The sequence below is a fragment of the Flavobacterium sp. GW821-FHT12A05 genome (assembly GCF_058807735.1).
The window spans coordinates 341,633-358,385 of record NZ_JBXAQY010000007.1 but is presented as its reverse complement, the minus strand read 5'-3'; the positions used below and the strand labels follow the sequence as shown (position 1 = coordinate 358,385).

Sequence of the window (16,753 nt, the reverse complement as noted above, 5' to 3'; positions counted from 1 at the left end):
GTGGTTTATAATTCTCTAATGCAATATTTTATTTGTTTTAATTATGTATTGTTTTTACATGGAAAAATCCGGCAGCTTTCGCTGTCGGATTTTTATTATTTTTTATTTATCGACTATTTAAAAATTACTTTCTTAGTTATTGTATAGCCATTTTCCAGAACAACTTTTACTAGTAGAATCTGATCACTTGATTGTAAATTTGAGATCGATAATTCTGTTGTTCCCACTTTTCCTTTTTGATAAATAAGTCTTCCCGAAATATCAAATAGATTAACTTCTTTAATGTTTTCTTTTGAAGAAGTTAGTCTGATTACTTTATCTTTTACCGAAACTAAAAGACCTCCATCAACATTTTCAAAATCATCGGTTCCTAATGTTTTATTAGTGTAACGAAGAGTGAAACGATCTTTAAAAGTTCCTATTTCTGTTTTAAAATTATAATCTCCTGTTTTTAGATTTGAAATTATACCAGTTTTTTTATCTTCTAAATAAACTTCCTGATTATTAAATAGTCCGTCAACTTGATCAATAGAAATTGTAAAATCACCGGCAACTGTTGATTTATAACCTAACGGAATTACATCACTGTTTTCAAACGGCAGTGCACGTCCTTGAATAGATAATACTGTAGTTTCGTTTATACTATAAAAATCTAGATAACTGTTTCCGTTAAAACCAACTGCATCAAAATTCTGATCCCAGCCGTTTGAAGCTCCCTCTATATAACCAATTAAAATTTGTTTGAAGGCTCCTTCTGCATTTGATAAATTCAGCCATATACGATTTCTTTCAAGATCATCCGTTTTTGCTGTTTTATAGAAAGTACTGTTGTTGCCGCCAATTCTCATACTGTTTGTATAGGTAATACTATTAGTTGTTGGAGCAGCAAAGAAACCTTGTCCAGCCGCAATATATCCGGTTGGGAGACTTGTGTTTCCACCAGTTTTGAGACCGCCTGATAAATTAAATGACGCATAATCTGAAGAAGCATATTTGTATTTATTATTTGTCCCGTCGTTAGCCGGAGGAGTATTGTGTGTCCACAGATATACTGTTCCAATGTTGGCATCCCTAATCAGTTTATAACCATCTATTGCCGAAGGATATGGATTACCGAGTAAATTAAATCTATCCTTAACAGTAGTTTTAGGAACATCCCCATTGTTTGGAACTCCTACAAACGAAGCAATTTGAGTTCCTGCAGTTGTTATATCAAAGTTCTGCGGCCCTCTCACGCTGTATCCTTCCCCAGGAATCATTACTTTTTCCCCGCCATAGTGAATCGCCCAGCTTCCTCCAGTTGCATCGTAGCTTGTATATTTGTCAGCAAGCGTATTTGGCGACATTTTTTTAAGTGTAAAACCAGAAGCTAATGTTAATGGCGATGACCAGTAGGTATAGTCATAACGACGAGTTGATGTACTTCTTTGCATCTCAAATGAATCTGCCGCTGCACCTTGAAGCGCATTAGCAGTTGTATTGTTTTGCAATAATGAGCCGCCATTAGTTATAAGAAGTTTCCCAGTTCCTTCGAAAATTAAGGCGTCATCGATAGTTAGCGTTTTATCTTTTGGAACTGTAAGTTTAGCACCTGCTTTAATTGTACAAGAACAAACAGTAACGTCAGATCCTAAAGTTACATTCGATCCCGTTATTGTTATTGCACTGCCGCTTGTTGGAGCTGAAGATCCATCGTAAATAGTAGGTACACTAACAAATTTAACCGCAACATTGGCATCACCTCCATCTTCTCTAAGACGAATCTCGATTTTTGAAGCAGAATTTAAGGGATATGTTCCAACATTCGTTAAAGCTGTGGTATATCCGTTTTGAAGGTAAATACTTGTCCCGTCAAGGTATATTTCACCTACATCATCACAATTTACCAATTGTATTTGATAACTGCCACAAGGAAAACCTTGGCGTCTGTAACTAACTGTAAAATTATCTACAGGTATTGGTGCACCTTGCCAACCCGAATAACTTGATGGTGACTGTGTTTTATTCCAAAATGTTTGTGTATCTACATTTAAGTTGGAATCAACATAACTTCCCGCATAACTAGATTTTATGTTTTCAAGTGCTAAGTTATTCTGTGTAAACCCATAAACATTCCAAACTTTATTTCCGTAAGGAAGATTTTGATCTCCCTGTACAATTCCGTATGAAATAGTTGCACGAGCAGATCCGGCATTTTCGTAATATTCTAAAACAAACTCATGAGAAGCAGCTGTTAAAGTATATTGTACAGCATCTGCAAGGTAACTATGATCATTCCAACGACCAACCACAAGTGTTCCGTCTATATAAAGTCTAATACCATCATCTCCAGCAACCGTAAAATTATAAACACCTGCAGCTGTAGTAGTTTTCATTTTATAACGAACGAAAAAATTATCTACGGGCGGAGTTCCACAAATATTAGTTGTTACGCCTCTAACCGCACCTGCGCCAACATTTCTGTCAAATTGTGCTGGTTCCGTCACATTTCCTATAAAAACATTTGTTGCGCTTGCAGGAGTATCGTTTAATGCTGGATTTGGAGCATTGTTGCCAGTCCATTTATACACGTAACCAATCCATGAGTTTGTACCAAATGAAGTTTGATCTCCTTGCTCGCATATAATAATTTCATCAGCACCCATATCTGGTGTTGTTGTACTTCTGATTTCATCGTCGATATCGGTGGTAATAGTAATACCAATTATTGGCGCTCCTTTTGCATGTATACCAGAATTTGTGGTATTTTGAGCTAAATGGAAATCAGTTGGCGAAATAAACTTTGGTTCAACAACAATAGAGCTTCTTTCTTTTGGAGCAGTAATTGCCCCTGTCCAAGATGTTAAATCAGTGTAAGAGCCAGTAGATAATCTATTTTGAAATTTAGACGTAGTTGTCGATAAATAGTAGGCATTGTTATTGAAATCTGTTATGGCACTTTGAGCAATATCTGAATTTATTAAATATTGCGTACCATTTGTCTGTGAGCTATAAAAAATATTGTTTTTAATTGCAACATTAGTACCATTGGCAATATAAAGACATGAAGATCCTGTTGGATTTGAATTATTATTCATTACAACAGTATTGTAATAGATCTTGTTATTATCTCCAGAATTTAAATAAATACCATGTCCAATATTTGAAGAAACAACATTGCTAATGATATTATTATAAATACTGTTATTATTACTATTTATATAAATTCCAGCACAATAACTGTTTCCAACGCTATTGTTGATGTCGTTAATTTTGTTTTTTGAAATTGTCCCATTACTTGAGCCCGTAATGATTATTCCTGAGTGTAACGGACTATAGCCAGTTGTGTTTTTTTCGACCCCATTAATTGTATTTCCGGAAATCTCATAGTCTTTCATGTTTGAAAGATAAATACCTACAAATGGCTTATCTGCTGTTGTTGTTCCGCCAATTGTGTTATTCTGTATTTTCCAGTTAGATGAAAGTGCAGATGCTGATCCTGTGGAATATACTGCTTGGCCAACTTTTGTAAAAGTTACATTTTGTATTATATTGTTTGAATTTGCAGCTTCTGCATCGCTTCCAACATCACTAGTTCCACCCCCAAATACTCCTACTGAAATATTATCATCACGATAGTATTGTCTTAAAATTAAGTTTTTTATTTCATTATTTGAAGCTCCATTTGTGCTGTTTTCGCTGGCAATCCAGATAACAGATTTCTTTGGATTTATAGGGTTATTATTGTAAATGGTTAGGTTTTTAGTTGTTGTTCCATTGTTACTTCCATCAAAAACTACATTATCGACACCATTAAGTTTAAATACAGCCGGTGTTGAAGTATAAGATGGCGAGTTAGTAGATTCAATAGTAACCGTTCTGTTTGTATTAGGTCTAAAAGTTACTTTGTAATTTGTATTTCCTGTGTAAGGAGTAATTACTAATGGAAAAGTTTCGCCTGTAGAAATATTGTAGTTAGTATTATCTAATAATAAATTAACCGCTCCGGAAACTCCCACCGCGTTTAATGCTCTAACGGTACTGGTAAGAGTTGGAAAACTTGCTGTCGCTGCACTTCCTACAATGTAGGTTCCATTCATTGGAGATGGATTTTGTACGATAGTCCCTCTAAGCTTTAAAAGGTTATTATTCATTAACTTCCAAGTTCCTCCACCATTGTAAGCGTAAAAACGAATGTATATTCTTTCGCCCGCATTGAGTGCTATATTCAATCCTGATAAATTTCCAGGAGTAGAAGTGTCATTTGTTGCTGCTCCGGTTACATTAGCTATTGTAACTGGGGAAGAAAAATCGGCCTGCTTAGAATAACGAATCTGATATCCTGCTGAGTTTCCTTTGTAATTAAATAAAATTTCATTTAACACAATTCGACCATCTAAAATAGGGTTTAATGTTATTTGAAAATAGCGTCCTAGGTTTATTCCTCCTGTTGGCCAATTAGTACCTTCAATTCCATCATAAGTTGGGGTTGGATTACCGTTTGAAAAACCTGCTCCAGTAACATTACTTGCAACTATGTAATTGTTTAAAATAGTTGGAGCCAAATCCGTTGAACCATTCCATTGTACAAAATCGATATTTTGCGCAATTCCCAAAAAAGGCAATAAAAATAAAAATAAGAGTAGAGTTTTTTTCATACTAGATGTTTTTCTATCAGATTGTTATGCTGGCATAGTTTTTCGAACCGAGCAAATATAGATACATCTACGTGTTTGATTTTATCGCGGTTTTTATAACCACTATATAATCGATAAACTGATAAAATAATCGATGAAATACATTCTAAAAATGGACTATCTGTGGAATTTCTTATAAAACAAGTCTTTAAAAAATAAGAAAAATCCGTAATATAAGGGAATTTTGAATAGTTTTTTCGAAGGAATAATCGAAAAAACGTCTGATTTTGTAAAAAATCCGCAGAAAAGCGATATTTTACAACTAGGAGTTATTTATTATTCCGTAAGAGATTTAGGATGATTTAGAGAAATATTTTTCTCTATGAAAAGCAAACTTGAAAGAGATTTTCAGAGTTGTTTTTTTATTCTAATTTTTGTTCTAATTCTTTAACTTTTTCATAGACCAAATCACTTTCGTAACCGCGACGAAGCATGTAATCGCAGAATTTTTTGCGCTTTTTTAAAGCATTCTGTTCGTGAATAGAATTCCATCCTCTTTCTGAAAGATTTTCGAAAGTTTCGAAATATTCCTCAGCTGAAATTTCTTTTAAAGCAAGTGTAATATTTGTTGAAGAAATATGGCGGGCTTTTAATTCATTTGTAATTCTAATTTTCCCCCAATATTTCATCCGATGTTTGCCTCTGGCAAAACTGCAGGCAAATCGAGTTTCGTTTAAAAAATTTCCTTCAATAAGCTGAACTACAATTGAATCAATTTCATCTGCTGTCATTTTTAAACTGTAAAGTTTTGAGACAACTTCGTCATGACAACGCTCCTGATAAGCGCAAAAATGCTCTAATTTCTGTAAAGCTTCTTTTGGAGTGCAAAATAAATTCATGGCTTTTTTCTTTCTTTTTAACTTTAATTGCTAAAAATAGACAATTAACTGTTAAATATTATGATAAAATATTTACTTTTCTTAAAAACCGTTTGACAGAGTGTTGTTTTTTATTCCAATTTGTAATAGTTTTGTCCGTAAATTCTGTTCGTTAAATTGTTTAATAGATTAAACAGTTACTAACAACATTTTTAACAGTTTAACTATTAAAAAAACAAGTTTCATAAATAACGAAATTCTACTTTTTTTATTTGAGTTAAATGCCCAAAAACAAATTTAATACCACGCCTATATGATTAGAAAACTACTTTTCAGTTTATTCCTTTTTGCAATTTCGTTATTTTCTTTCGCACAAACGATAACAAGAACAATTACTACTACAGGTGCAGGAACTTTTACAATTCCTTGTGGTGTAACTTCGCTTACTGTAGAATTATGGGGATCTGGCGGCGGCGGCGGCGGAAGTAATTTTTCCGGTATATCAGGAGGAGGAGGTTCCGGCGGAGCTTACGCAAAATATAATTATACTGTAACTGGGACATCTGTGTCTTATACCGTTGGACAAGGTGGAACAGCAGGAAGCACAAGTAGCAACGGTGGTAATGGAAACAGCAGTCAATTTGGTTCATTTACTGCGGTAGGTGGAGCTGGAGGGACACGAGGATCACTTACTGGCGGGACGGGAGCTGGAGCTGCCGCCGTGACTACAGGTAACACAGCAGGTTTTTTAAGTAGTTTTTATGGAGGAGGAGGAGGAAATCCAACCTCAAATAATTCTGGAGGAGGAGGAGGAAGTGCTGGAAGTAGTGGATCAGGAAATTCAACAAATAATAATATCGGAGGAGCTGCAGTACTAGATGGTGGAGCAGGGGCTACAGGCGTAGGCAATACAAATAATGGAAATTCAGGATCGAATCCAGGAGGAGGAGGAAGTGGAGCTCGAGGTAATCGATCAGGAGGAGCTGGAGGAGCTGGTCAAATAAGGATTACTTATACACTACCCACAGCAATTACACCAATTACAACAGGAACATCGGTATGTTTTGGTGAGTCAGGATCATTACAGGCCTCATCAAACACATTTTCAGGCGCTTGGAATGCCGCTACTGACCCAATCGCAGTAAGAAACAAAGCGGAAGATGAACCACACTCTGGATGTGACTATGCACCAAATGGAGCGACTAGAAACTATACTGCTACCACATTTACAGTAAATACTTCCGGATCTTATACTTTCAAAATGAGTGAAAATGGATCTTATGATGGGTTGGCATATATATATTCCGGGGCACTTATACCAGGAACTTGTTCAGGCGGTACGTGGATTGCCGACGACGACGACGATGGCGGTGCACAGACAGAACCGCGAATGACTGCAAATTTTACAGCAGGCGTGACTTATACTCTTATTTCAACAACTTATGGAACTACAGGAACTTACAGTGGAAACTATATATGGACAGTTACAACACCAGTATCTGGGGGACAAATTATATTAACACCAACAATAAATTGGTATGCAAATGCAGCTGGTGGCGCTGTATTAGGAACAGGAGCATCTTTTAACCCTGTTGGAGTTCCCGGCTCAGGAGTTACAACTTCAAGTCCAGCAGGAACTTATAAATTTTATGCATCCTATGGGAATTATTGTACAAGAGCTGAAACTAATTTTGTAATTAATGCCTTAGCTCCTTCTAATTCTGTTGGAACATATATACCTTGTATTGATAACTCTCAAACAACTGCGACTTTAAATGCAGGTCAATATGCTTTAGTAAATATTGTTCAGGGATATAGATATAATTTTCAGGTTGGAGATGCATTTACCGCTAGTGGAGTAAGTGAAAATTTAAGTATTTTAGATCATTCCAGCAGCAGTTTAACCCCATTGGTAAGCGCTAATGGACCTAGTGGTACTTCTATCACAAATTGGTTGGCTCCATTTTCTGGACAAATAAAAGTTGTTTTATCTACAGGAAGTTGTACGAATAATGGAACAACAGGAGTAAGCGGTATTACATTTTCTGTAAACTCAGTTGGAAACTCATTAGATAATCAATTAGCAGCAGGAACAGCAGATAATAGATGGAGAGGACATATTTATAATTGGACAAGTTCTACATTACCTCCAGGAGGTGCTCCTTCACCTGCTTCAGTAGATACAACAACTCCTTTTTCAAGTACAGAATATGCTGGATATTATGATGAAACATCAGAATCTATTGCACAAGATTTTGGTGGTGAAGATGTTTGTTTTCCAGTTTTTTCAAATGGTGTTCAAAGAGCTTCTATACGTACTCAACAATTTGCAGTTCGTTATAGAATGAAATCAACCAAATCTGGTTGTTATTTAGTTAAAATTAGAACAGATGATGGCGCTCGATTATATGTAGATGGCGTATTAGTTTTTGAAAGATGGGGAGAACAAGCACCTACTACATTTGACAATTTATTAATCAACCTTACAGGTAACAATAATTTAGTGTTAGATTATTATGAAAATGGAGGCGGAAATATTATTGAATTTAGTATGACTTCATTTAACGCGTCTACCAACACAATCGCAGCAACAACGCCAGCAGTTGTTTGCAGCGGAGGCACTCCAGGTGTTATTGATGGATCGTCTTATCAATATGTTGGAACAGAAATAAATCCAACAATAAAATTTCAATGGCAGTCAACAACGACTCCTTCTAATGCTGGAAGCTGGGCAGATGTTACAACTGGTACAGGAATAAATAGCGAAGATTATACACCAGCTCCAATAACAGGAAATACAGTTCAAAACATTACTTATTATAGACGAAATGTTTCAGCTGCTTATAATGGAACTTGTGTTAATAGCAGTACTCCTGTTTCTATTACAACAAATCCAACTGTTACATTGACATTAAGCAGTGGGACATCAAGCCAAAATATATGTTCTGGAGCAACTATTACAAATATTGTTTATACGTGGGGTGGAGGAGCAACAGATGTAACTGTCTCAGGCCTGCCAACAGGACTAAATGCTGTTAAAAATTCTGGTGCAAAAACAGTAACAATAAGTGGTAATGCAACAGCAACTGTAAATTATACTGTTGAAACTGTAGGACAGTTATCTCCATGTGCATTAGTAAGTCTTGGAGGAACAATCAATATAATCTCTGGACCGGCAACACCAACAGCAACCGTAACTACACAACCAACATGCGCAAATAATACAGGTACAATTACTGTTTCTAGTCCGGTTAGTGGATATGGATATAGTATTGACGGTTTGGATTATTCTAATACAAACGGAATTTTTCCATCACTTGCGCCAACAACATATAATGTAACAGCTAAAAATATCAGTACAGGTTGTATATCAAGTGCTGCATCAGTAACAATTAATACCGCTACATCAAAACAATGGAACGGTTTAGTAGACACAAGCTGGAGTAATCCAGCAAACTGGACACCAAACGGAGTTCCAGTACAAACGGATTGTGTTGTAATACCAGTTACAGGAAAGCAGCCGATTATTGATGGCGTTGCTCCGAATTTTTACGCACACACAGTCTCAATAAATTCAGGTGGAGTATTGACTGTTAACTCAAACAAAACATTAAACATCACTAATGAAGTAACCGTTAATGCTGGAGGATCATTAATTTTCAATAATAACTCAAGTTTAATGCAGTCTAACAAGAATGCAGTTAACTCTGGAAATATTACCTACATAAGAGAAACAAGTGTTCGTCGTTATGATTATACTTATTGGTCATCGCCATTAACACTGGGATCAAACTTTACACTACACAGTATGTCGCCAAATACACTTGCTGATAAATATACAAGCTACGATGCCACTGGAGGAAGCTGGGCGATTCACTATGGAGGCGGAAAAACAATGATTCCCGGTGAGGGATACAGTGTGAGAGGACCACAAAATTTTGACATTGTGACCCCTGGAATACAAACAGCATCATTTATTGGAGTGCCTAACAATGGAGATGTTCCAAAAACTACAGTAAAGGACAAATTCAATTTACTTGGAAATCCATATCCATCGGCGATAAGCACTACGCAGCTTATTACAGACACCAATATTGGAACAATTTATTTCTGGACACATAATACACCTCCTTCTAACGGCGGATCAGGAAACAAATACAAATATGCTTCTGCAGATTATGCTTCGATTAATTTATCTGGACCTCTTGCAAGCGGTGGTGATCCAACCGGACCAACCGGATTCATCGCAGCCGGACAAGGTTTCTTTGCCGCCCCGACAACTAACAGCATCACTTTTACAAACAGCATGAGAGTTGGAGGCAGTAATGATAATTTCTATAAAACAGCAAAAAGCGACGCATTGGAAAGAAACCGTATTTGGCTGAACTTTACAAATGCTGAGGGAGCCTTCAAACAAATGTTAGTAGGTTATATAGAAGGAGCTTCAAACAGCTGGGATCAGAATTATGATGCGGTTGGTTTTAACGGAAATACTTATGTAGATTTTTATAGTATTAACGAAAACACACCATTATCGATTCAGGGACGTGCACTTCCTTTTGAAAACAGCGATGTTATTCCGCTTGGATATAAAACAACAATTGCAGGCGATTTCAAAATCTCGATTGACCATGTTGACGGACTTTTCAACAGTCAGGAAGTGTATCTGGAAGATAAAAAAACAGGTGTTATTTACGATTTAAAAGCCGGAGATTATAACTTTAAAACCGAAATAGGAACATTTAAAGATCGTTTCACGCTTCGTTATACGAATAAAACACTTGGAACGGGTGATTTCGAAAATGTAAAAGACGGACTTTTGGTTTCTGTAAAAGACAAGGTAATCAGAATAACTTCTTCAAAAGAAAACATTAAAGACGTTACTGTTTTCGACATTACAGGAAAACTAATTTTCAACAAAAAGAAAGTCGGCAGTACTGAACTTTCGATTTCAAACCTGCAGGCAGCAGATCAGGTGTTACTGGTAAAAGTAACCCTTGAAAACAATGCCGAAGTTACCAGAAAAGTAATCTTTAAATAAAAGACTTTCTTCAACAACATAAAAAAATCCATTTGTCGTAATGATAAATGGATTTTTTTTATTTCCCAAAAAATCACTGAAAGTGGGTATTGTAGTTTCTTCAAAAGATATTTAATTTCGGTTAATTCTTACAAATAAATATCTGCCGTTTTGATAAAAAATTTACTTTACTCGCTCGTTCTTCTTGTTTTGCCTTTTTCAATGCCTGTTTTTTCGCAGCAAGGTAAAGTTGATATAACATTTAATCCAATTGATGATGGTTTAAAAGGTGATGGTTTTGACGGTATTGGCCGCACCCTCATTTTGCAGTCAGATCAAAAACTTCTTGTTGGAGGAGATTATTTAAGTCTCAACGGAAATTTGTCTTCTCATATAACTCGTTTAGATCCTGATGGTTCAATCGATGATACCTTTAACACAGGTACAGGTTTTAACGGAAATGTGTATACTTGCGATTTACTGCCAGATGGTAAAATTATTGCTGCAGGTAATTTCACAGCTTACAACGGAAACAGTGCCGGCAGACTTATTCGGCTGAATAACGATGGAACACATGACTCTTCATTTAATACTTCAATAGGTGCTCCTACAGGAATTATCTACGATATCGTAACACAGCCAGATGGAAAAATAATAATTGTTGGAAGTTTTACAAAATATAATAATGTTACCGTAAATCGTATAGCACGAATATTGCCAAACGGGGCTTTAGATTCTTCTTTTATAACTGGTTCCGGTTCTTCTGTAAATATTACGAATGCAAGAATATTAAACAATGGGAAAATTTTAATTACAGGGAATTTTACTTCATTCAACGGATTTCCCACGAATAAAATAGTACGATTAAACTCTGACGGAAGTATTGATTCAACGTTTAACATTGGAGAAGGTTTTAATGATAATGTGAATGCAATCGAGATACAGTCAGATAACAAAATTATCTTGGGAGGAAGCTTTACGTTTTTCAACGGCAGCGAAGCAAACAGAATTATCCGCCTTAATGAAGACGGTTCGCGTGATACAACTTTTTCAGGAGCTGGTTTTACAAAAGGTGCAGTACAAATTATCAAGCTGGATAAAATAGGTAATATAATGGTCGGTGGATCTTTTACTGGGTTTTATAATGATGAAAATGTAAACAGGGTAGTTTTGCTAAATTCTGACGGAACCATAAATAGTAATTTTGAAACAGATTTAGGACCAGGAAATAATTCCGTTTTAGCTCTTACTCAAGATTCAGAAGGATCATGGTTTATGGGTGGTTCATTCTCTACTTTTGACGGACAAAACCAAGGTCGGCTTGCAAAAGTATATGCCAATGGAGAATTGGATATTAGTTATTTATCAGCCGGAGTGGGATTTGATAATGCTGTTTTAAAGATTATTTCTTTAGAAGATAAAAAAGAAATGGTTTTTGGGAAATTTACCAAATACAATAATATTCCCGTTTCCAGAATCGCCAGACTTCTAGAAGATGGAACTCTCGACAATAGCTTTAATACAGGACAAGTTGGAGTTAATAATTCCGTAGAAACAGCAGTTAAACAAACAGATGATAAAATTGTTTTTGCAGGCAGTTTTACAAAATATAATAATGGGGCATATAGTAGAATTGTGAGGATTTTTGCAAATGGCGCTATTGACAACAGTTTTAATAGTGGTTCTGGATTCAATGGCACGGTTTATACAATGGCTGTTCAACCTGATCAGAAAATTATCGTTGCCGGAAGTTTTTCTCGCTATAATAATGTGAATGCTCTTGCGAAAATTGTTAGATTATTTCCAGACGGATCGCGTGATTTGTCCTTTAATGCTAATCTTGAAACCGATGCTGCTATTCAATGTATTTTAATTCAACCCGATGGTAAGATTTTGTTGGGAGGAAAATTTTCAAAATTTAATGATAATAAGGACTATTCTCGTTTAGTGAGATTAAATTCAGATGGAAGCATTGACACCAGTTTTAATATTGGAACAGGCTTTAATAATACAGTTTATTCGCTGGCATTACAATCTGATCAGAAGATAATAGTGGGAGGTGCTTTTACAACTTTTAATAATACTTCACAAAAGCGAATTGTTCGTTTAAATACCAATGGAAACTTAGATTCAAGTTTCGATTCCGGAACCGGATTTAGCAAAGGAGATGTGCGCGCGATCTTAGTACAGCCCGATGATCGTATTCTGGTTGGAGGAACATTTTCAGGAACTTACAAAAATAATGCAGTATTAAGATTCATTAGACTTTTGAAAACCGGAGATTTTGACGCCTCTTTTGATGCTCATCTAAACAAGAATCTTTATACATTAAGTTTTACATCTGATTATAGACTCATGATTGGAGGAGATTTTAATTCGGTTGCGGGAATTTCCAAACATAAAATAGCACGTTTAAAACTTTGCTTGGAATCAACAACATGGAATGGTTCTTCATGGACGAATGGTTATCCTTCGGGAGGAAAAGAAGTGTTTTTTAAAGCAGATTTTCCAAATTTAGCTTCTTCAAATGTGTGCAGCTGCAGTATAGACGAAGGTAAAATAGTGACACTTTTAAGCCAGAATACATTAGGAATTGAATTCTCTTATTCTGGGTTAGGAACTCTTGTTTTAGAAGATGGAGCAAGTTTATATCAGTCAGATGATGATTTGGTAAATACCGGGATTATTCATCTTAAGCGAAAAACAAAGCCAATCGTCAGATACGATTATACCTATTGGTCATCGCCTGTTGGCAATCAAAAATTAATCGATTTTTCTCCCAATACTTTATCAGATAAATATACATCTTATAACACTGGATTAAAAAAATGGAATATAGAGTCTCCATTCAATTCAATGATTGTTGGCAAAGGATATTCAATAAGAGGTCCGCAGGATTATTCTATAACAGAACGATCTGTCTTCGAAGGAGTTTTTAAAGGAATACCTAACAACGGAAAAGTAGAAATCAATCCAGTAGAAGCCGATTTATTCAGCTTAATTGGCAATCCATATCCTTCAGCCATTGATGCCGATATTTTTCTAAATGTAAATGAATCTAAAATAACAGGTGCATTATATTTCTGGACGCACAATACACCAATAGCAAATCTAAAATACAGTTCAGATGATTATGCTGTTTATAATTTAGTTGGCGGTATTAGTACTAAAGCTCGTTCAGCAAATGAAGATGAGCTTCCTCCAGATGGTAAAATTGCATCGGGGCAAGCTTTTTTTGTAAAAAGTACTTCTTCTGAATCTATTGAGTTTAATAATAGTATGAGAATTATAGACAGGAATAATGCTTTTTATAAACCTGCAAAAATTGAGAATTCTAAAAATGCAAAACAATTAGAGAAACATCGAATTTGGCTCAATCTTACTAACGAAATCGGCGTTTTTAAGCAAATTCTAATTGGTTATCTAAACGGAGCGACAAATTCTTACGATATGCGATACGATGCTGAATCAATGAACGCAAATCAAAATGCCGATTTTTATAGTATCGCAGAAGATAAAAAATTAGTAATTCAAGGACGGGCATTGCCTTTTCAAGAGTCTGATAGAATACCCTTGGGTTACAGAATTTCCGAAAGAGATGATTTTACCATTTCTATTGATCATGGAGATGGTGAAATGACTAAAAAAGAAATTTATTTATATGATAAGCAGAAGAATGTTGTTCATGATTTACGATTGTCCGATTATACTTTTAATAGTCAAGCAGGAGATTTTTTAGAGAGGTTTGAACTCTACTTTCAAAATGAGAATTTGAAGGTTTCGGATTTTCAAAATTCTTCGGATGGAGTTTTAGTTTCCATTAAAAATAAAATAATCAGCATAAAAGCTTTAAAAGAAAATCTTAGAGAAGTTTTTATTTTTGATATTGGAGGTCAATTACTTTATGAAAATAAAGATCTTAATTCAAATGACTTACAAATTTCAAATTTGAAGTCAGAAAAACAGATTTTGATAGTAAAGATTGTCTCAGAAAGTAATAATACAAAGGTAAAAAAGATTATTTTTTAATAAATAAAGCGATAGAAAAAGTAAAAACCAGATAGAAATTTATATCTTGTTTTTTTGTACTTCATATTAAAAATTGACCGTATTTTCTTTCACAAAGCCTTGTTTTTGCTGATGTTTTACTACTTTAACAATTACTGTTATAAAAGCAGCTAATTGATAAAGAAAGTGTTAAAATTCTAACTTTTAACTCACAGAATCAACTACAATGTAAATAAAATCGTACCTTGTTGTAATAATCATTCGACAAACGCACTTAAAAGCCGTTGAAATGCATTTTTATTAACCCCTATAAAATGAAAATGTATTTTATTTTTTTATCAGCCAAGAATATTGATTGCCTTTTTTAAATACCACTATTAAAGCATTTACATATTTTTTTGGTTTTGTATTACAGATTGTTTTCTGCAGTCAAAATTTATTTTTTCCGGTATTTAGAATTCCAGCCAATCAGAGTTATTTGATTTTGAGTCTTTTCTATCAATTTTAAAAAATAGTACGATGAAAAAAAAATTACCTGCCTCGTTGATTTTACCTCAATTTTTAATTTTTCGTTTTTCTCAATTGAAGTTTTATTCTAAAATTTCGTGTTCTAAGACAAAACTTTCCCTTTTATTCTTCTTTGCTTGTTTTTCAATGTGGGCACAGCATCCGCCTTTCACTGCTGATGGTACTATATTAGTTCCTGCTGGAGTTCTCACCATGAATGTAGAAGGCTGGGGCGGTGGAGGAGCCGGTGGAGGAGCAAGTGCTTCTACAGCTTTAACAGGAAGAAGTGGTGCAGGTGGAGGCGGTGGAGCTTATGCTAAAGGCGTTATATCTGTTACTGCTGGTGCAACGTTGAATGTTAAAGTAGCTCAGACTACTGTAGCAACTACAGGATCAGGAGGGAACGGTGGAAATTCTTATATTCAAGGTTATGATACCGTTTTCTTGGCTGCTGGGGGTAGTGGTGGACCCGTTAATTCCACAGGAGGTAGCCCTGCAGGAGGCGCGGGTGGTTCGGCAACAATTTCAAAAGGTTCTATTACAACAACAGCAGGAGGAGATGGTGGTGCAGGAGCTACTGCTTTGCTTAATCTTTTGGCTGGATCAGGAGCTGGAGGAAAAGGAGGCGGTACAGGTGGTGGTGCAGGAGGGCCGTCTGCGGGCAGTGTACTTTTAGCTGTTGGTCCGGGACAGCCGGGGACTGCTCCGGGCGGTGGTGGAAGTGGCGGATTGCATTTGTCCGGATCACCTGCACAGCTTGGAGGAAACGGTGCCGCGGGTCAGGTTAATGTAACCTATACTTGTCCGACTTATAGTGTAAATAATCTTCAGACATTAATAAATGCTTGTACTTCAGTAGGAACGGCCAAACTAAGACTCACAGGTACTACACTTCCAATAGGAGTATACGTAGTAACTTATAATCGCACTAATCCAACAGGAACTGGTTTAACTGCAGCGATGACAGTAACTGGAGCTGGTTCAGGAGATTTTGATGTTGTTGGTTTAACCACTTCGGGAACAAGTACAATAACTGTTACAGGTTTGGCATCAGGCGTTTGTACAAATAGTGTAACAGTTGGAGCATCAAATGTAACTGTTTCGCCTCCATCCGTGGGCGGATCAGTTGGTACAAGTAAATCAGTTTGCTCAGGTTTGACAAGCGGTTTGTTAACTTTGACTGGTCATACAGGATCGGTTTTAAGATGGGAATCATCAACAGATTCTTTCGTTTCTGATATTACACCTATCACAAATACAATTGCGACTTATACTTCTGGGGCACTTACACAAACAACTCAATTTAGAGCTGTAATTCAAAGTGGAACTTGTACAGCCGTTAACTCCACTCCAGTGACAATAACAGTTAATCCACTTCCACAAGGAAGTTTAACAGCCAACGGCCCGTTTTGTGCAACAGGTTCTGGACTATTAACTTTTACAGCTACTTCCGGAGTCGGACCTTTTACGGTTATTTATACAGAAAACGGAGGAACAAATCGTACTGCTTCAGGAGTTGTCAGCGGAACGCCTTTCGCTACTTTTACAACTCCAGTTACTTCGACCACCACGTATGCTATAGTTTCTGTTACCGATGCAAATACCTGTATTAGAAGCACAGGATTTACTGGAGGTTCAGCAACGATTACCGTTAATCCATTACCGCAAGGAAGCTTAACGGCCAATGGCCCGTTTTGTGCAACGGGTACTGGACAGTTAACTTT

5 protein-coding genes are annotated in these 16,753 nt (G+C 36.0%); 3 read left to right on the top strand and 2 right to left on the bottom strand.

Annotated elements, in window-relative coordinates; all coding sequences use genetic code 11:
- Positions 1-113: 113 nt before the first annotated feature.
- Complete coding sequence (locus AC1RRQ_RS17985) at positions 114-4,637, bottom strand: DUF8693 domain-containing protein (protein WP_493024400.1); 4,524 nt, start codon at positions 4,635-4,637, stop codon at positions 114-116.
- A 401-nt stretch (positions 4,638-5,038) separates the two neighbouring features.
- The gene (locus tag AC1RRQ_RS17980; RefSeq protein WP_493024399.1) at positions 5,039-5,515 is read right to left on the bottom strand and encodes a regulatory protein RecX; all 477 of its coding nucleotides are present in this window, start codon (positions 5,513-5,515) and stop codon (positions 5,039-5,041) included.
- 292 nt (positions 5,516-5,807) lie between these two features.
- Between AC1RRQ_RS17980 and AC1RRQ_RS17975 the strand changes: the two genes are divergently transcribed.
- The 3 genes from AC1RRQ_RS17975 to AC1RRQ_RS17965 form a co-directional block, all read left to right on the top strand.
- The gene (locus tag AC1RRQ_RS17975; protein WP_493024398.1) at positions 5,808-10,535 is read left to right on the top strand and encodes a DUF8693 domain-containing protein; all 4,728 of its coding nucleotides are present in this window, start codon (positions 5,808-5,810) and stop codon (positions 10,533-10,535) included.
- A gap of 150 nt (positions 10,536-10,685) precedes the next feature.
- Positions 10,686-14,543 (top strand): DUF8693 domain-containing protein, encoded by a 3,858-nt coding sequence (locus AC1RRQ_RS17970; RefSeq protein ID WP_493024397.1) that lies wholly within the window; start codon positions 10,686-10,688, stop codon positions 14,541-14,543.
- A gap of 498 nt (positions 14,544-15,041) precedes the next feature.
- Positions 15,042-16,753, top strand: a 1,712-nt coding sequence (locus AC1RRQ_RS17965; protein ID WP_493024396.1) for a DUF8696 domain-containing protein, incomplete at its 3' end; no start/stop codon positions are given.